This window comes from Asticcacaulis biprosthecium C19 (assembly GCF_000204015.1).
Lineage (GTDB): Bacteria > Pseudomonadota > Alphaproteobacteria > Caulobacterales > Caulobacteraceae > Asticcacaulis > Asticcacaulis biprosthecius.
Genome location: NZ_GL883078.1, coordinates 467722 through 485940, shown reverse-complemented (window position 1 = coordinate 485940; position 18219 = coordinate 467722). Strand labels below are relative to the sequence as shown.

Sequence of the window (18219 nt, the reverse complement as noted above, 5' to 3'; positions counted from 1 at the left end):
CGAGACGGAGGGGCGTTACAAACTCCTACCTTACCCAGCCCCATCGGCCGACTCACCGGTGGCTGGTTCGATCCCCAGTTCCTGCATCGCCAGGGTTGTCGACTGCACCCGCAACCCACGCTGGGCGGCCTTGAAGCCCGGTGCCCCGCCGCCGTCGCTGTTGTAAAGGATGGCCACCGTCAGCTTCTGATCCGGAAAGCTGCGCAGGTGGCCGGTAAAACCATTGATCCGACCGCCATGCGAGGCGAATCGGATCGGTCCCTCGTGCCCCAGGGCCAGGCCGAAACCGTAATTCATCTCGTCCTTGCCCCGCTTCTCGATCGCCGGCGAGCCGTCTTTCAACAAGGCCGGACTGAGCATGGCCGTCAGGCTGTCCGGCTTGATCACCTTGCCGTCTATCAGGGCGTGATGCCACAGGCACAGGTCCTCAGTGGTCGAACGAATGGCGCCGGCGCCGCCGGCAAAGCTTGGGGAAATCGGCCGGATCAGGTCGAACTTCTGTTCGGCGCGGTAATTGGGCCGGTAACCCTCGCAGCCGGCGATCGAGTTGCAGGTCTTGTCGATGGCTGTGCGCGTCAGACCGGCCGGTTTGGCCAGGCGCTCGGCGACGAAGTCAGGCAGGCTCGCGCCGGACACGCGCTCGACCACAATACCCAGCAACGTGAAGCCGGTATTGCTGTAGGCCCAGGTCTGGCCCGGTTGATGCCGCAGGATCGGCCTGCGCCGGCTCATGATGTCGATCAGTTCGGGCGCGGAATAGTTGCGCTGTTGGGCCTCGGTCAGGATGACCATGCTCTGGCCATTGATATAGTCGTTGAGGCCTGACGTATGGCTCATCATCTGGCGCAGGGTGATGTCGCCGGCATTGGGGAATTCCGGCACGTATTTCGCCAGCGTATCGTCGACCGAAAGCTTGCCCGCTTCGGCCAGCAACAGGATCGCCGAGGCGGCGAAATGCTTGGTGATCGAGGCAATGCGGAATCCGGTTTGCGGCGTCACCGCTTCGCCATTGTCCAGGCGGGCGACCCCAAATCCCCGCGAATAGAACATGACGCCGTCGTGCATGACGCTGAGCGACAGGCCGGGCGTCAGCTTGGCGGCGACCATCTGCTCGCCCAGGTCGTCGAGCGACGGCCAGCTTTTCAGCGGCGGCGCCGGGCGGGCCTTTGCGGTTTCGACAACGGGTTTCTTTTGGGCGGTGAGATAGAGACCGCCAACGGTCAGGGCGCCGACACCGGCGCCGGTCAGGCCGGCCAGCACGGCGCGGCGGTTCAATTTTGGCGGGGTCAGGTCGTCTGGCGTCATCAAGTGTACTCGAACGAAAGTGCGGCTTCTGCCCGAATCCGCCGACTCGAAGCTCCAACGCGCCCGCACGTTGCAGGCGAATCTGACGTGAAATCGGGAGAATGTCCAGCCTATTCCGCCAGACCTTTCCAACTCCTTAGCTGTTACGCAATGGCCTTAATTTAATTTAATCTGCGTCTAAAATTCGCCCAAGTCCCCACCTAACAATCCCGCCAATGCTCAGCCGCTCCGTAATCCCTGTTGGTCGCCTTCTGCTATGCCTGATGTTCCTCACGGGAACGGGGGCGGCGCAGGCGCAATCCTTACAGCAGCGCATGTTTGGCAAGGATCAGGACGGCCGCGCCAATGCCGGCCCCTCGGTCGCCCGCTTCGAATCCGACGATGGCGAAACCTTCATCCTTGATGAATCGGGCCGTCAGCCTCTGCTACGTTTCGAGGGTGATACAGAGGTCTGGAGCCTGACCGTAACCCAGGGCGCCAAGGGCGACCGCATCTACAAGAACGACGTCGGCCAGCCAGTACTGAAATCGACCCGTTGGGGTGGCATGATCCTGTTCACCGACGAACGCCCGACGGGTGACCCGGTGGCCATGTCCGGCAAGGCCGACGCCTTCCGCCAGCCTCGCATGTCGCCGGCCCTGCTGTGGCAGACCCTGGCCAAGGGCAGTAAGCGCGTTTCCCAGGCCCTGGGCCGGCTGGTGCCGTTCGAAGCCCCCAATGTAACCCCGGGCGCCGACGCCCTCTATGCCCAGGCGGCTGATGTCACCTCCAGCGCCCTGGTCCAGGTGGCCTTGCAGAGCAAGGGCAAGCAGCGTCTGACCGGCGTGGAATCGGTTCAGTTTGTCGAAGGCCGGCCGCCCAGCGCGACCCTGACCAATGGTGTGCTGGTCATGAAGCTGGACACGTCGCGCGGCAACTGGGGTGGTCATGTCTCGTCCAAGCGAATCGTCAATGTCATCTTGACCAGCTATTCGGTCGCCGAACGACGCTAGCCGTGAGCATCGACAGTAGGGATGAGCTTACGTCTCCTCCCTGCGAAGTGGGGAGGTCGGGTGAGCGAGCAAGGGTATAGCCCTTGCCGCGCAAGGAAGGGGTGGAGGGGTATTTTTGCGTCGTCACCCCCTGAACACATCCTTCGCCGCTCTTAATTCCCCAAACTTCGCAGCTTGCGCCGCAAAATCCTTTTCCAACAACGGATAGCGTAAAAACGGGTTGGTCGCCTTTTCTTCGGCGACCGTCGACGGCACGGTAAACTCTCCGCGCGCTCGCCGGGCACGAACGTCGTTCCCGCGCGCTTGCAACGTCGCATCCAACCCCAGGCTCTCGGCAAACCGCAGATTGGCCAGGGTATATTCGTGGGCGCTGTACAGCACGGTGTCGCCCGGCAGTTCCGCCAGCTTCAACAAGCTGTCCCAATATTGCTCCGGCGTGCCTTCGAACATCCGGCCACAGCCCAGCGGGAAGATCACATCGCTGACGAAAGCATTCCCGCCCGCATGATCGAAATAGCCGATCACGCCCAGGGTATGACCGCCCAAACCGACCACATCCAGACGCGTTTCGCCCAGCATAAAGACATCGCCATCCTTCAGCACATGGTCGAGCGGCCAGCGCTTGCGCACCTCTTCGGCGCCATAGATCGGACAGTGAAAGTGTGCCTGGACCTCGGCATTGCCGCCGCCATGGTCGGGATGCCAGTGGGTGTTGAGGATGAAGTCCAGGCCCGGAAGCCCGCGTTCCTCGACGCGGGCGATGATGCGCGACGCTTCCGGCGTATCGATGGCGGCGGTGATACCGGTCGCTTCATCGGTCACCAGGAAGCCGTAATTGTCGCTCAGGCAGGGGAAGACATCAATTTTCAAAGCCATTTTTTTGCGCCTGCCTGCTATAAGTCACAACGACGCCTATATGTAGGTCTGAAACGTTTGAAAAGGAACCCGTTTGCGCCGTTCGGTCGAAGAGCTCAACCGATTCTACGCTGCTCCGGAAGGGGTTGTGGCGCGACGCCTGGTGACCGCCAAGCTGTGCGAAGCCTGGCCGGATGTGCGCGGTCTGGACGTGCTGGGGATCGGCTATTGCACGCCTTACCTTGATCGTTTCGTCGAGGCGCGGCGGGTGCTGCAGGCCATGCCGGCAGCCCAAGGCGCGGAGATATGGCCCGCCGACCTGAAGGTGCGCGCCACCTTGGTCGAGGAAGAGGCCCTGCCGTTCCCGACGGCCCTGTTCGATCGTATCCTGATGGTCCACGCCCTGGAAGAATCGCCGACACCACATGGTCTTCTGTGTGAGGCCTCGCGTTTGCTGTCGCCGGCCGGGCGGCTGATTATCGGGGTTGCCGCGCGCGGCGGGTTCTGGGCCCATGCCGAAAAAACGCCGTTCGGCTACGGCCAGCCTTACAGCCGCATGCAATTGGAAAACGCCCTGCGCGACGCCGAACTGGAGCCCCTGGCCTGGAGCTATGCCCTGTACACGCCACCCATGGCGCCGTTTCTGGGCTGGGCCGGTCCGCTGGACAATATCTTGCCGCGCATCTGGCCGCTGAAGGGCGGGCTTATCCTGATGGAGGCCGGCCGCAAGCCGTTCGTGGCACACACGGTCAAGGCGCAACCTTCATTGTTGCAGGAGTTGCGCGATGTTTTAGGTGTGCAGCAACCGGTGCCGACGTCGAAAGAGATCGCTTAACTTTATACCTCCCTGCGAGCGGGGAGGGGGACCGCGAGTGAAGCGTAACGCAGTGAAGCGCAACGAAGTGGTGGTGGGGCGACGTTCTTATCCGCCCACCCTCAGTACGGCTTCTGCCCCCAGTAATTCCCCGGCGTGCGATAGCGACAGACCAGGATATCCATACTGCTGCCCGTCGACTTGGCGCAGCCGACCTGTGTTGTGGTGCTCCAGATCATCTGGGTGTAGTGGCCGACACTGGCCCAGTTGCCATCGGTGCTGAGGTCAGGGAAGGCGCCGTACTTGAACAGGGCCTTCTCGTCCGCCCAGGCCTGTGCCATGTCACCGTAGCTGTAATAGCCCGTTGAGCCCATCCACAGGTTCTCGCCATCTCCGGTGCTCGAATGTTCGAACTTGCCTTCGGCAGCGAGATGATCCGCCCAGGTCTGCGCATCTTGAGCCAGGGTATCGCTCCAACTCAGCGGCGCGACACCAACGGCGGCACGTTCGTTATTGTGAACGGCCAGGATCTGGTCGGACATCATGTCCTGGGCCAGGGCGGGTGAGGCGACGGCCAACAACAGGGCGATCGGAATGCAGATTTTCATGGTAACTCCTTGCCCCTGCACGTTAGTCGTGCCGTCGAAACAAGCCAAGTTACAGATACTGACAGGTTGCCGAGACAACGATTCTGGGCCATAGCGAAGGGCATGAAACACCTGATCATCATGCGCCACGCCAAGGCGGAAAAGGATGCCGCTTCGGGCGAGGATTTTGACCGCCGTCTCAGCAACCGTGGCCGCGAAGAGGCCACTTCGGTGGCGACGGCGATGAAGGCCTATGGCTTGAAGCCCGACTTCGCCCTGGTGTCGGCGGCGGCGCGGACCCGCGATACCTTCGCCCAGGTCGAAGGCGTGTTCGGCGCTATCAATGCCCTGGTCTCCAAAGACCTATACCATGCCGGCGCCGATGCCATGCGTCGCGCTATCGAAAAGCACGAAAACGACGGCGACTGCCTCCTGTTGGTCGGCCACAATCCCGGCGTCCAGGCCCTGGTTGCCGACTACCTGTTCGAAGGGGCTGCCGGCGCCGACATCATCGAAAAGGTCCGCGGCGGTTATCCGACCGCAACCGCATCCGTGTTCGAAGTCGATGCCGCCGGCCGCGCCATCTATGACGGCATCTACCTGGCCAAATAATGTATTCACTCGCCACCCGCGCCCTTCACGTCCTGCAGCCGGAAACGGCGCATACGGTCACCCTTCAACTGCTGAAAGCCGGTCTCGGTCCGTTGTCGTCGCTGAAGACGCCGGAGCTGGCGGTCGACGTGCCGTTCGATGGCGGGGTGCTGCACTTTCCCAATTGTGTCGGCTTGGCCGCCGGCTTCGACAAAAATGCCGAGGTGCCTCTGGCCATGGCGCGCGCCGGTTTCGGCTTCGTCGAATGCGGCACGGTTACGCCGCTGCCGCAAGACGGCAACCCCAAGCCGCGCCTGTTCCGCCTGAGCGAAGACGAAGCTGTTATCAACCGCATGGGCTTCAACAACGGCGGCCTGGAGGCCTATGCCCGCAACCTCGAAGGCACGAAGGGCAGGGCGGTCATCGGGTTGAACATCGGTGCCAACAAGGACGCTGCCGACCGGATGGCCGACTATGTCACGGGTCTGAAGCGCCTGTGGGGGCTGGGGTCCTACTTCACCATCAACATCTCGTCGCCCAATACGCCGGGCCTGCGCGCCTTGCAGGGGCGGTCGCACCTCGACGACCTGCTGGGCCGGATCGCCGAAACCCGTCGCGCCCTGGCGGCGGCCACCGGGCAGAACATGCCGATCTTCCTGAAGATTGCGCCGGACCTGGACGACGGTGAGATCGAGGACACGGTGTCGGCGGCATTGGACCATGGGCTTGAGGGTCTGATCGTTTCCAACACCACCCTGTCACGCGAAGGTTTGCGCTCGTCGTTCGCGTCCGAAGCCGGCGGCATGTCGGGCAAGCCGCTGTTCGACTTGTCGACGCGGGCGTTGAAAGTAGCCGCGACCGCTGCCGCTGGCCGACTGGTGCTGATCGGCGCCGGCGGCATTTCCTCGGGCGCCGAGGCCTATGCAAAAATTCGCGCAGGCGCGTCGTTGGTACAGCTCTATTCAGCCTTGGTCTACAAGGGGCCGGGCTTGGCCGATGCAGTGCGCCTTGACTTGGTGGCGCGCCTGAAGGCTGACGGTTTTGCGACCGTCTCAGAAGCTGTCGGCCAGGAGTGATGCATTTTTTTACCTCTCCCCGCCTGCGGGGAGAGGACGAGAGCCGAGCGAAGCGTGGGCGATCGGCGCGGGGCGCCGAGCCTGAGGGGCCTTCAGAGGGCGGTTCGCAACCACGCTAGCAACACTCCCTAACGCTCGCTCTCCAGTGCATTGGCCGTCAACCTTGCCAGGGCGCAGACAAACAACGCCCAGACAAGGGAATTCTGCGACAGAATAAAGCTCTCCGACAGGATCAGGAAGCTGAACAGCATCAGCATCAGCACCGAGAAAAACCCGTCCTTGACTCGCTCATAGCGGAACAACGCACAGAAGAAGCACGCCACCAGGCAGGCGCCGAACAGGATTACACCGACCCAGCCAAGCTGGATCAACAGGTCCAGCCAGCCATTATGCGCCGACGGCACCTCCCAACTGGTCTCCTGGCGCACGACCGCGGCGGGGACGGAATCCTTTGTCCAGAAGGCCTTGTAGCCATAACCCAGCAAGGGCCGCTTGTCCGACAGTCGACCCAGAGACTCCCAGATTTCGGTCCGTCCGGTCAGGGTCGGATCCTTGCCCAGCGCCTTGAAGATCAGCTCGGGCGCCATAACGTAAAGCGCCATCGCCCCGAGCGAGGCCGTCGACGCCAGCCATACGAACAGGATGCTGAGCACCCCGCCCTTTTTCAGGGCAAAAAACACAGGGAACGCTCCGGCGACCAGCATACAGGCCAGCAGCGACGTCTTGGACCGGGTCATCAGCACCAGGAAGAACATCAGCACCGCAAACCCGATCCACAGCCGGCGCCGCTCCGGCACCTGGTAGGCCGTGGTCGTGCAGGCGATAAAGCCCAGGGTCATCATGGCGGCCATCTGGTTCTTTTCGTACCAAAGGCCTTTCCACAGGCCGGCATTGACGTCCTGGTGGACACCAAAGCCTGGGGCCGCGACACAGGCAATCAGGGCGCCGACGGCAAGGATGGCAAAGCTGATCCCCAACAATTCCGTGAGGTGCGGCCCGCGCCACCGCGCGCCGAGATACAGGCCGAAGACGCAGGTGAAAAAGAGGGCGATGGTCCGTCGCGTGGTGACGCTAGGCTCGATCGACCAGAATTTTGACGCGAAACAGAACAGAATCAGTCCGCCGATCATGAAGACCGCGGGCAGGATGTTCAGGAACTTGTCCCAACGAAGCAACGACAACAGCAGGGCTGTGCCATAGACCGGCAGCCACAAAAGCCGCAGGAAACCGGCTTCCTCACCCTGGGTAGGATTGAACAGCGGCCCGACCAGGGCGTTGGACAACATGAGAAAGCAGAAGATGGTCAGACCGGCTTCGGCGCGGAAGATCCACAAGGCCATGCCGTCCAGCCGCGCAGGTGGCGCGGCCGGGCTACGGCTGGGGCTGGCTGTGGTCGCAGGCATGCGGCAAACCGTAACCGAAAAAGGTCAATATTGAGTTCAAGGCAGGCGGACCTGCGCCTTTTCTAATACCTCCCCACGCCAGGAGCGCGCGGAGGTCATAGAGTCAATCACCCGTCCCGGGCCTTTCCGAGAAGTACTTTTCGAACTTGCCGGTTTCGCGTTCGAAGTCGGCACTATCTGCCGGTGGCGTGCCCTTGCGTGTTATGTTGGGCCACACGGCCGTAAATTGGGTATTGATCGCCAGCCACTTGCCGTCAGTGTCTTTATCCTCGGGCTTGATGGCGTCGACCGGGCATTCCGGTACGCAGATTCCGCAGTCGATGCACACTGCCGGGTCGATCACCAGAAAGTTTTCGCCCTCATAAAAGCAGTCGACCGGACAGACATCGACGCAATCCATGAATTTGCATTTGATGCAGGGATCGGTGACGACATAGGTCATGTGGGCCTCCTGGATAGGGTAAACCCACTATGCTCCGTAGCGCTTATCGGCAAAAGCCATATGATCTAAACCCAAGGATTAGCCCACCGTTGGCGCGGTGTTCTTACTACGCTGAAGGAAAACAAGCTGGCGGTCGTCAGAACCGCCAGCCCAACGGCATTTATGCCGTTGGTAAGGGCGACTGCCCGCCCGAGCGAAAGCGAGGAGCCTTACGGCGCCTGAGTACTTAAAATGGACTGAACTTATCCATGATATTCTGGGTCACCGGCGCCTGTTGCATGTTGGTGATGTCACCCTTGCCGCCGTAGGAGATGCGGGCTTCGGCCAACTGGGTGTGGCGGATGGTGTTGGTCGAGGAAATATCTTCCGGGCGGACGATACCGGCCACGCTCAGCACGCGCATTTCGCGCCCGGTACGGACTTCCTGGTGGCCCTGGATGACCAGGTTGCCGTTGCGCATGACGCCGGTCACGGTTGCCGCGAGGGTGACGGAAATTTTTTCCGACCTTTGCACCGAGCCATTGCCCGAGAAGGTCGAACTGCCGTCAGCGCCAAGCGCCCGTGTCGGATTGTATTCCGACGGCAGCAGCTTGCCCAGCGACGATTCCAGCCCGAAGATGCTGGGCGTTGACGCCTCGTAAGAATTGGTGCGCGACCGGTCGGTCGAGTTCTGCGTCTGGGCGCTGTCGTCGATATCGACCTGGATGGTCAGGATGTCGCCGACATTGCGGGCGCGCTGGTCGTTGAAGAAGGTCCGCGCACCCGCCCGCCACAGGGAGTTGGACGAGGCCGGCGCCGGCTGGATCACCGCCTGCTGGGCCGGGATCACCGCCACAGGATAGGCCATGGCGGTCAGTTGCGGCCCCTTGACGGTTTCGGATACCGTCCCGCAGGCGCCAAGCGTCACGGCGCTAAAGGCGAGGGCAGTCAAGGCGATGGTTTTCATGGCGGGATACTCTTAACGCGACGACAGAAGGAGATTGCGGGTTTGCATGGCATTGGGGCCGGCAGCGGCCCGGCCGGAACCGATCACCACAGCGTCGATCATCTTCTTCGACGACGGGTTCTGGATCTGGATCAGGTCGCCGACGGCGGCATCCTTTTGCGCCACGCCGGTGATGGTCAGAGTCAGGCCGCCCGAACTCCAGGTGACCGAAATGGCTTCGCCGCGGCGGACGGCGGCGGCACGCGGTGCGATGGCAATCGCCGGCTGGGCAAAGCCGGACGCCGGAAGCACGGCTGAAGGCGTGCCGTCCATGCCGGCCGTGACGATGATGCGGCGCAGGCCGCGCGGATTGTCCCAATAGGCGCCGTTGCGGGCGGCGATCGACTGTACCGCGCCAGCGTCCAGAACGGCGGTCTGGCCCTGGCGGACCCCGACTGTAACGTCCGAAGCCGAACCGGCATTGTCGAACAGATCGCCCAGCGTGATGCGGCCATCGCCATCGCTGGTAGAAGCCTTCAGCACCATCGGCGTGGCGGCGTGGCTTGCGGCCGGAATCGCTAAGGCGAGAAGGGCGATGAAAGCAAATCTTTTCATTTACTTAGCCTCTCGCGATCTGGCTGGCGGTCTGCAGCATCTGGTCTGCTGTGGTGATGACCTTGGAGTTCATTTCATAGGCTCGCTGGGCGACGATCAGGGCGGTGATTTCACCGACCGCATCGACGTTGGAGGCTTCGGTATAGCCCTGCAGCAGGGTGCCGAAACCGACATCGCCCGGCGTCGAGACATTGGGCGCGCCCGAGGCGCCGCTTTCCAGGAACAGGTTGTCGCCGATCGCGTCCAGGCCGGCTTCATTGAAGAAGGTCGCCGTCTGCAACTGACCGACCGTGGTCGGCGCCGTCTGGCCCTGCTGGGTGGCCTGGATCTGGCCGGTCTTGGAGATCGAGACGTCGATGGCGTCCTGGGGGATGGTGACGCTGGGCTGGACCAGGTAACCATCCTCGGTGACCAGACGGCCCTGGTCGTCGACCGAGAAGTTGCCGGCGCGGGTATAGGCGGTCTCGCCCGACGGCATCAGGATCTGAAAGTAGCCCTTACCCTCGATAGCGACATCATACTGGTTCTGGGTCAGGGTCATGCTGCCCTGCTGCATGATGCGGTAGACGGAACCGGCCTTGACGCCGGCGCCGACCTGGATGCCGGTCGGCACGACCGTGCCGGCGTCCGACGACTGCGAGCCCATGCGCTCGATGTTCTGGTACAGGAGGTCCTGGAACTCGGCGCGCTGCTTCTTGAAGCCCACCGTGTTCATGTTGGCGATGTTGTTGGAGATGACTTCGACATTGAGCTGCTGGGCAGCCATGCCGGTGGTGGCGGTACGGAGCGCTCGCATGGTTCGCAATCCTTAGGTTCTGTAGACAATTAACTGCGTCAGTGGGATCGGCAATTAATTGAATAGGCTTGAAATATTTGTTCTTCGGGCTCAGCTAGTTGTCCACGGGGCCTTAGGTTACGCGGCCCAGCCGTTCGACGGCGGACTTGTTCAAATCGTGTTGTTGCTGGATGATCCCGGCCAGGGTGGTGTAGGCGCGGTTGATCTCGATCAGCTTGGTGACTTCGATCATCGGATTGACGTTGGAGGCTTCCAGGAAGCCCTGACGCACGCGGGCATCGGTGGCCGGTACGGGCGTGGCATTCGACGTCAGGGTGTAGGTGCCGTTGCCGGCCTTCTTCAGGTCGCTCATGTCGGTGATGCGGACCAGGTTCAGCTTGCCGACCCTTTCGGCCTGGCCCTGGTAATCCTGGGTGATGATGCCGTCTTCGGAAACGGCCGGCTGGCCCTTCTTCGGGTCCATGGTGATCGGACCGCCATCGCCCACGACCGGATAGCCGTCCTGGGTCATCAGCATGCCCTCGGCGTTCATCGTGAAGGCGCCGTCGCGGGTATAGGCCTCACCGTCGGCAGTCTGGACGGTGAAGAAGACGCCGTCGCCGTCGATGGCGAAGTCCAGCGGTGCGCCGGTGATCTGGAACGTGCCTTGCGAGAAGTCGCGGCCGACCTCGTTGTCATAGGCAAAATTGGCCGGGGTGCGGATCGGCGCGTTATAGGCCGGGGCGCCGTACTCCTGATGGACCAGCAATTGCTCGAACTTGTAGCCATTGGTGTTCATATTGGCCATGTTGTTGGCCGAGATGTCGAGTTCGCGCCGAAGCGTGAGTTGCCGCGACAGGGCGATATAGCTGGCATTATCCATGGCGCGGTCCTTTCCGGAGCAAAAATCAGGGGGTTGGGTGGTTAACGGCAGTGCCTTCGGCGGCGCATTAACGACGTGCTTTAACCACTGCAATCGCCGTGCCAGCCACAGGGCGGAACGCTAAGGCGCTGAAAACAATAGAAATAGCCTTTTCTAGCGTCGTAAACTTATCCACAGCAGGCGGCAAAAAATGCCGCGTTCACCGTAATGACAAACGGATCGTTAACCATGTCGAACGATAGTGGCGAGATGTCCGGCGCCCGTGTTGCGTCCATTTTTCTGCGTCAGGTGTCGTTTTGGCCAAAAAGGAAAAAAAGAAGGAAGAACCGCCCGTCGACGGTGGTGATGGCGAGGACAAGCCCAAGAAAAAGGGCTTACCCATCATGCTGATCGCCATTGCCGGTGGCGCCGTGCTGCTTTTGGGCGGCGGCGGGGCCGGGGCCTACTTCATGTTCCTGGCGCCCAAGCCGGCGGCCGATGCGGCGCACGGCGATGCGGCGGCCAAGGATGGCCATGGCGAGAAAAAAGAAAAGAAGAAGGAAGAAAAGGGCGGCCATGGCGGCGGTCACGGCAAGGGCGAGGCCAAGGTCGATCCCAAGACCCAGCCGGTCCTGTCGGAAGGTCCCGACGGCACCACCTACCTGACCCTTCCCGATACGGTCGCCAACATTCAGTCGGCCGACGGCCGTTCATCCTACCTGAAGCTGAAACTGACTTTCGAATGCGCCGACGAAGAAACCGCGGACATGGTCAAGGAAAACCTGCCGCGGGTGAACGACATTCTCCAGGGCTTCATACGTGAACTGCGTCCTGAGGACCTGAAGGGCTCGGCGGGCAATCATCAGTTGCGCCTGGAAATCCTGCGCCGCATCAACCTGGTGCTGGCGCCCCACAAGATCAACGCGGTCCTGATCGAGCAGATGCTGATCACATGACGGGAGATGTTGATCAGGAAGCCATGATGGCTCAGTGGGAGGCGGAACTCGCCGCTGAGGCGCAGGCCGCGACCGCTGGTGTGACCGCAGATGGTGGAGATCTGGCTGCCGAATGGGAGGCCATGGTCGGCGGCGGCGGCTCGATGGGCGAGCGCTTCAACATGCCCGCCGGCGCCGAACGCATCCTGAACCAGGACGAAATCGACAGCCTGCTGGGCTTCGACCTGTCGGAAGACGACTATAACGAACGTTCGGGCATCCGGGCGATCATCAACTCGGCCATGGTGTCCTATGAACGCCTGCCGATGCTGGAAATCGTCTTCGACCGGCTGGTCCGCCTGATGACGACCTCCTTGCGTAACTTCACCTCCGACAACGTCGAAGTCTCGCTCGACAATATTTCGTCAATCCGCTTCGGCGACTACCTGAACTCCATCCCCCTGCCGGCCATCCTGGCGGTGTTCCGCGCTGAGGAACTGGACAATTACGGCCTGCTGACGGTCGATTCCAACCTGATCTATTCCATCGTCGACGTGCTGCTGGGCGGCCGTCGCGGCACTGCAGCGCTGCGCATCGAAGGCCGCCCCTACACCACCATCGAACGCGTGCTGGTCCAGCGTATGGTCGAGGTCGTGCTGAACGACGCCCGTCAGGCCTTCGAGCCCCTGACAGCGGTCAATTTTAACCTCGATCGTCTGGAAACCAACCCGCGCTTCGCCGCCATCGCCCGGCCGGCCAATGCCGCCATCCTGGTCAAGCTGCGCATCGACATGGAAGACCGCGGCGGCCGCATTGAGCTGCTGCTGCCCTACGCCACCCTGGAACCGATCCGCAAGATGCTGCTGCTGCAGTTCATGGGTGAGAAGTTCGGTCGCGATAACATCTGGGAAAGCCACCTGGCCACGGAACTGTGGACAACCCAGATGGAGGTGCGCGCCGTGCTCGACGAACAGCAGGTACCGCTGTCGCGGGTCTTGAATTTAAAGGTCGGGGAAACGATCGTGCTGAATGCACAGGCTGATTCTCCGGTGCAGTTGCGGTGCGGCCAGATTCCCCTGACGACGGGGCGGATGGGACGCAAGGGGCATTCGATCGCCGTGCGGGTGGACACCCCCCTGGCCTTGAGTACCAAGCGGCGGCTTACGCAGATGAAGAAGAAGTAGAGAGGTTGATCCACGCGTCGTGTCGATGACGAACATCATCATGGATGTTGTGCTCATGGGGCTGCTTATGGCCGCCCTGTGGTTCGGCGTGCGCCTGGACAAGAAGCTGAAAGCCCTGCGCGCCGCCCATGAGGGTTTCGCCAAGGCGGTCGGCGAACTGGACGATGCGGCCATCCGCGCCCACATGTCGCTGAAGGAACTGCGTGGCCACGCCGACGACAGCCAGGAGTTGCTGCACGGCCGGATCCTGGCGGCGCGCGACCTGCTGCAAAAACTGGAAGGCCAGGTCAACCGCGCCGAAAAGGCCGGTCGCGACCTGGACCGCGGCATCGAGGCCGCCGAAGCTGCCCGCATGATGCAGATGCAGATCCCAGTGACACGGCGTAAGGACTTCGACGATCCCGCGCTTATGCTGCGCAATGTCGTGGCCCAGCCGCCGCAGCGCGAGCCGACACCGACCGGCCGTCGCGGTCCCTTCGACCGTGGCCCCTTTGACTTAGATGTCGTGCGCGAGGACGACCCGCTCCCGGCCCCGCGCAGCGCCCCGCGTTCAGACGTCCGGGCCGAACCGCGCAACGGCTACGTCTCGCGCCTTCCTGTCGAAAAGCCCGAGGACGAAACCGAAATCCTCGACAAGGTGCAGATGTCGGAACTGGTGGTGGCAAATCTCAACGAGATGATGCGCACCCTGACCCTGCCCAAGCGCCAGCCCCTTTCCCTCGAGGACGACCTGTTCGGCCCCGACTCCAGCCGCAAGTAGAGTAAAATCCCATGGCGATGCCCCGTCTCCTGCCGATCGTTTTCGTCGCCGTGGGCGGCGTCTTGGCCCTGAAGGCCCTGACCAGCCTGGAAGTCATGCCCGACATCTTCAGCCAGGCCACGGCCTTTGCCGCCGACGCGGTCAAGAAGGACGAGCCCAAAAAGCCCGCCAAGGGCGAGGCGAAGAGCGAGGCCAGCAAGGGCGACGATCCGACCGAAAGCTACAGCATCGCCTCGTCGCTTCTGACGGCGGAACAGGCCGGCAGCGATGCCGCCGCCGCGGTGCCGGCCGCACCGGTGTGCGCAACCTCGGTCAACCAACTGGCGGCCGAGGCAGGCATGTCACCCAACGAATTGCAGATCCTGTCCAGCCTGGGCCAGCGCCGCAAGCAATTGGACGAACGCGAAGCGGCGTTGAACGCGCGCGAACAACTGATCAACACGGCTGATGCCAAGCTCGACAACCGCATTGGCCAACTGACCGACCTGAAGGGCCAGATCCAGGGGCTTCTGGACCAGGCGACCAAGGTGGCCGACGACGACGCCAACCGTCTGGTGGCCGTTTATTCGGCGATGAAGCCTAAGGACGCCGCTGCCGTCTTCGCCACCATGGACGATGACGTTCGCCTGCCGATCGCCGCCAAGATGAAGGACCGGGCGCTGGCCGCCATCCTGGGGGCCATGCCGCCATTGGCGGCACGGGAACTGACCGAAAAGCTGTCGCGTCGCATGAGCCAGGCTGGCGGCCTGCAGCAAAAGCTGGATAAGGCGACGGCCAACGGTCCGGCCGCCACCGCACCGGCGGCCGCCGCACCGCAACAGGCCGCCAAGCCCGCCGCTACGCCGGAGAAGAAGGGCTAACAACTATCCTCCCCCGCTCGCGGGGGAGGTGCTGAGCAAGCGTAGCCGCAGGCGTAGCGCGTCGAAGCGGAGGGGGCGTTACAAACTCCCAACCGCCAAGCACTTCTTCCTATCCTATTAACCTTGATTAAACCCTCATTAGCCAAAATTAACCGGCCATGACTCGCAAGCCGCAATCCCCTATGCCTGCGCGAACCTCGCCGTTGAAGCGCGAGGTCGATCGCGCGCGCGACCTGCTCGGCCAGATCCACCATCCCGTCGCCAAGCCCTTGAGTTTTGGCGCCGCTATGAAAACCACCGCCGCCCTTGTGGCCATGGCCAGCTTCGGCCTGGCTGGGCTGGCAGTCGGCGACACCACGCCCATCGACTCCGCTGCGCCGCGTTCGGCCATCGACATCCGCGTCGGCCGCAATGCCAAGTCGGGCCGGGTCGAGATCTACGGCTCGGTCGGCTCGCGCGCCTCGGTGCGCCGCGACAAGGACCTGGTCGTCATTCGCCTGCCGGGTCAGCAAAAACCCGACCTCGGCGACATCCGCGCCAATCTGCCCGTCGGCGTCACCGGCGTCGACCTGCGCAGCGACGCCCGCGCCAGCGAAATCGTGCTCAAGGTCGCCGAAGGTTATGATGCGCGCTTTGGCCGTTCGGACGGCGCAGTCTATGTCCAGTTTGACGCCGACTCCAAACCTGACGCCAAGACCATCGGCGTCAATCTCCAGGACCTGATGAAGCCGGCCGAAAAAGCCGGTGAATCCGCGAGCAGCCAGGCGGCAAACCAAGCCAATATCAGCAAGGCCGCCAATGTCCCCGTGGTGGCTTTGCAGGTCGAGGCCATCGACGGCGGCAAGGACATCGCCTTCGCGTTTGAAGGTCCGGTCGCTGCCGCTGTTTTCCGCCGCGGCGATTCCGTCTGGGTGGTGTTCGATTCCGAAGTCGACCTGCGCCTGCCGCCGGAACTGAAGGACGGCATGACCGTTCAGGACGCCCAGTGGACGCGCAATGACGGCTTTACAGCACTACGGATGAAGGCGCCGGGCGTGGCCCTGGTGACCGCCGCCGGCGACGGGTTGACCTGGCGCGTTCGCCTGGGTGGCCGCAGTCTGGCAACGCGGTCGTCGGAAGTCATCGTCACCCGCGATGACACCGCCGGGGCCGGCAGCCTGAGTGTGACCATGGCCGGCGCCACGCGCATTGCCTGGATACGTGACCCCGGTGTCGGTGACCGCATGGCGGTGATTACCGCGCGCGCCCCGATCAAATCCCTCTCCGCCGGTCGCAACATGATCGAGGCCTCACTGGCGTCGACGGCGCAGGGCGTCGTCGTGACCCAGATGACGCCGGACGTGAAGGTCGAGCTGGCGGGCGATCTGGTCCATATCTGGCGCCCCGGCGGCCTGACCCTGTCGGCGGTGTCCGCCATAGCGGAGCCCAAGGATGGCGGGCTGGAATACCGGGCGGCGCGGTATCCGTCCCTCATCAACGCCGAATGGTCCGAAACACCTTCGGAAGGCTTTCTGGCGCGCTACAACGCCCTTCAGGCCCGTGCCGCCGACGAAACGCAGCAGGGCGCGACCGCACCGTCCAAGGCGCGTCTGGCGATGGCGCGCTTCCTGATTGGCCAGGGTATGACCTTTGAGGCCCTGGGGCTTCTGGATATGCTGGTGCGCCAGAATCCCAACGCCCTGGTCGATCCTCAGGTTCGCGGTCTTCGCGTGGCCGCCAAGATGATGTCGGGCCGCTACCGCGATGCGGCCGGCGACCTGTCTGCGCCGCAGATGCTGGTCGATCCGTCCGCCCGCCTGTGGCAGGGCTATGCCGACTACATGGCCGGTAACTACGCCGATGCCGTCCGGGCGTTCAAGGCTGGCGCAAAGGCGATGGATGCTTTCCCGCCCCAATGGCGCGCCACGCTTGGCGCGGCCTATGCCTACTCGGCGATGCAGGAAAAAGACATGGACATGGCTCAGGTGATGATCCGCTATGCTGTGTCGCAGGATGTGCCGCCTCTGGACAAGCTGGCCGCCTATCTGGTCAACGCGCAGATCATCGAAGCCTCCGGTGACAAGGCACGCGCGCTGAACGTCTATCGCGCGGTGGCCAAGGCGTCCGATGACGCGATTTCTACGCCCGCGCGGGTGCGCGCCGCCATGCTGGCCTTCGAGTTGAAACAGGCCAAGCCGGAAGAAACACTGGCGACGCTGGATTCCCTGCGTTTCCGCTGGCGTGGCGACAAGACCGAGATGGAAATCGTTGGCAATATGGGCCAGATCTACCTGTCCATGGGCCATTATCGCGAAGCCATGCAGGTGCTGCGCACCGGCGGGCAACAGTTTGCCAACTCCCCTGAGGGGTTGAAGATATCGAACGCGCTGAACCAGACCTTCCGCGCCCTGTTCCTCGGTGGTCAGGCCGACGGCCTGCAGCCGGTCGAAGCTCTGGGTTTGTTCTACGACTTCCAGGAACTGACGCCGCAAGGGGCGGACGGTGACGAAATGGTGCGCAAGCTGGTGCGAAGGCTGGTCGATGTCGATCTGCTGGACCAGGCGTCCGCCCTGCTGGAGCACCAGGTCAATGAGCGTCTGGACGGTGTGGCCAAGTCAGCCGTCGCCGCAGACCTGGCGGCCATCTACCTGATGGACCGCAACCCGCAAAAGGCGCTCCAGACCCTGTGGAACACCCGCACCACCCTGCTGCCAAAGTCGATCATGGCGGAGCGACGCGTGCTGGAAGCGCGGGCCCTGACCGAACTGAACGAGCCGGATAAGGCACTGGACGTGCTGGGCAGTGATGCCTCCGCCGACGCCGACGATGTCCGCGCTGATATCTACTGGCGCCAGCAGAGCTGGGCCAAGGCCGGCGCGGTGCTGGAACGCCGCCTGGGCGAACGCTACAAGGCTGAGGGTCCCCTGGCCGCGGGCGACGAGGGGCGACTGATCCGGGCGGGTATTGCCTACAGCCTGATGAAGGATACCGCCGGATTGAAGCGCCTGTCAGAGCGCTGGGGCAAGTTCATTGACACGGCGTCATCGCCGGACGCGCTACGCGTGGCTTTGGCGCCCCTGGACGGCGGCGATGTCAGCGCCAAAGACTTCGCTTCGGCGGCGACAGCGACGGATACCTTTACCGGCTGGGTCGGTGGCATGAAGAAGCGCTTCCGCGACAAGGACAATGCCACCGGCAAGAAGCCCGCCGCCCCGGCTGCAAAAACCGCGTAGTACCAGCGGCAATTGGCTTTGCCTCC

18 protein-coding genes are annotated in these 18219 nt (G+C 62.9%); 9 read left to right on the top strand and 9 right to left on the bottom strand.

Features of this window, described 5'->3' with window-relative positions; genetic code table 11:
- Nucleotides 1–30: 30 nt before the first annotated feature.
- Nucleotides 31–1305, bottom strand: coding sequence for a serine hydrolase domain-containing protein (locus tag ABI_RS12670; RefSeq protein ID WP_006273402.1), 1275 nt, complete (start codon nucleotides 1303–1305; stop codon nucleotides 31–33).
- A gap of 263 nt (nucleotides 1306–1568) precedes the next feature.
- Here ABI_RS12670 and ABI_RS12665 point away from each other — a divergent pair, with 263 nt between their 5' ends.
- Nucleotides 1569–2297, top strand: coding sequence for a DUF4908 domain-containing protein (locus tag ABI_RS12665; RefSeq protein WP_006273401.1), 729 nt, complete (start codon nucleotides 1569–1571; stop codon nucleotides 2295–2297).
- Nucleotides 2298–2420: 123 nt separating this feature from the next.
- Here the strand turns inward: ABI_RS12665 and gloB are convergent, their stop codons facing one another.
- On the bottom strand, nucleotides 2421–3173 hold the full coding sequence (gloB, locus tag ABI_RS12660; RefSeq protein ID WP_006273400.1) for a hydroxyacylglutathione hydrolase: 753 nt from the start codon (nucleotides 3171–3173) through the stop codon (nucleotides 2421–2423).
- A 73-nt stretch (nucleotides 3174–3246) separates the two neighbouring features.
- Here gloB and ABI_RS12655 point away from each other — a divergent pair, with 73 nt between their 5' ends.
- The gene (locus ABI_RS12655; RefSeq protein ID WP_006273399.1) at nucleotides 3247–3987 is read left to right on the top strand and encodes a class I SAM-dependent methyltransferase; all 741 of its coding nucleotides are present in this window, start codon (nucleotides 3247–3249) and stop codon (nucleotides 3985–3987) included.
- 101 nt (nucleotides 3988–4088) lie between these two features.
- Here the strand turns inward: ABI_RS12655 and ABI_RS12650 are convergent, their stop codons facing one another.
- Entirely contained in the window at nucleotides 4089–4574 is a 486-nt protein-coding gene (locus ABI_RS12650; protein WP_006273398.1) for a CAP domain-containing protein, read from the bottom strand.
- Between the two features lie 102 nt (nucleotides 4575–4676).
- Here ABI_RS12650 and ABI_RS12645 point away from each other — a divergent pair, with 102 nt between their 5' ends.
- Nucleotides 4677–5165: a SixA phosphatase family protein gene (locus tag ABI_RS12645; RefSeq protein ID WP_006273397.1), complete on the top strand. Its 489-nt coding sequence runs from the start codon at nucleotides 4677–4679 to the stop codon at nucleotides 5163–5165.
- The gene (locus ABI_RS12640; RefSeq protein ID WP_006273396.1) at nucleotides 5165–6220 is read left to right on the top strand and encodes a quinone-dependent dihydroorotate dehydrogenase; all 1056 of its coding nucleotides are present in this window, start codon (nucleotides 5165–5167) and stop codon (nucleotides 6218–6220) included. The genes ABI_RS12645 and ABI_RS12640 overlap by 1 nt, the downstream gene beginning before the upstream one ends.
- 128 nt (nucleotides 6221–6348) lie before the next feature.
- On the opposite strand, the gene ABI_RS12635 is transcribed toward ABI_RS12640, so the two are convergent.
- The 6 genes from ABI_RS12635 to flgF all read right to left on the bottom strand — a co-directional run bounded on the left by ABI_RS12635 (nucleotide 6349) and on the right by flgF (nucleotide 11263).
- Nucleotides 6349–7623, bottom strand: a complete 1275-nt coding sequence (locus ABI_RS12635) for an O-antigen ligase family protein (protein WP_157138886.1) — start codon at nucleotides 7621–7623, stop codon at nucleotides 6349–6351.
- 103 nt (nucleotides 7624–7726) lie between these two features.
- Nucleotides 7727–8065: a ferredoxin FdxA gene (gene fdxA, locus ABI_RS12630; RefSeq protein ID WP_006273394.1), complete on the bottom strand. Its 339-nt coding sequence runs from the start codon at nucleotides 8063–8065 to the stop codon at nucleotides 7727–7729.
- Between the two features lie 226 nt (nucleotides 8066–8291).
- Nucleotides 8292–9011: a flagellar basal body L-ring protein FlgH gene (flgH, locus tag ABI_RS12625; protein ID WP_006273393.1), complete on the bottom strand. Its 720-nt coding sequence runs from the start codon at nucleotides 9009–9011 to the stop codon at nucleotides 8292–8294.
- Between the two features lie 12 nt (nucleotides 9012–9023).
- Nucleotides 9024–9605, bottom strand: coding sequence for a flagellar basal body P-ring formation chaperone FlgA (flgA, locus tag ABI_RS12620; protein WP_006273392.1), 582 nt, complete (start codon nucleotides 9603–9605; stop codon nucleotides 9024–9026).
- Between the two features lie 4 nt (nucleotides 9606–9609).
- Nucleotides 9610–10401, bottom strand: coding sequence for a flagellar basal-body rod protein FlgG (flgG, locus tag ABI_RS12615; protein ID WP_006273391.1), 792 nt, complete (start codon nucleotides 10399–10401; stop codon nucleotides 9610–9612).
- A gap of 112 nt (nucleotides 10402–10513) precedes the next feature.
- A complete protein-coding gene (flgF, locus tag ABI_RS12610; RefSeq protein WP_006273390.1) occupies nucleotides 10514–11263 on the bottom strand; it encodes a flagellar basal-body rod protein FlgF in 750 nt (249 codons plus the stop codon).
- 296 nt (nucleotides 11264–11559) lie between these two features.
- Between flgF and ABI_RS12605 the strand changes: the two genes are divergently transcribed.
- From ABI_RS12605 to ABI_RS12585, 5 genes are all read left to right on the top strand, one after another.
- On the top strand, nucleotides 11560–12198 hold the full coding sequence (locus ABI_RS12605; RefSeq protein WP_006273389.1) for a flagellar basal body-associated FliL family protein: 639 nt from the start codon (nucleotides 11560–11562) through the stop codon (nucleotides 12196–12198).
- Nucleotides 12199–12320: 122 nt separating this feature from the next.
- Nucleotides 12321–13361 carry a flagellar motor switch protein FliM gene (fliM, locus tag ABI_RS12600; RefSeq protein WP_374188351.1) on the top strand — a complete coding sequence of 347 codons (1041 nt, stop codon included), beginning with the start codon at nucleotides 12321–12323 and terminating at the stop codon, nucleotides 13359–13361.
- A 40-nt stretch (nucleotides 13362–13401) separates the two neighbouring features.
- The gene (locus tag ABI_RS23715; protein ID WP_211211165.1) at nucleotides 13402–14121 is read left to right on the top strand and encodes a DUF6468 domain-containing protein; all 720 of its coding nucleotides are present in this window, start codon (nucleotides 13402–13404) and stop codon (nucleotides 14119–14121) included.
- Nucleotides 14122–14132: 11 nt separating this feature from the next.
- Entirely contained in the window at nucleotides 14133–14981 is an 849-nt protein-coding gene (locus ABI_RS12590; protein WP_006273385.1) for a MotE family protein, read from the top strand.
- Between the two features lie 182 nt (nucleotides 14982–15163).
- Entirely contained in the window at nucleotides 15164–18193 is a 3030-nt protein-coding gene (locus ABI_RS12585) for a tetratricopeptide repeat protein (protein ID WP_006273384.1), read from the top strand.
- Nucleotides 18194–18219 lie beyond the last annotated feature (26 nt).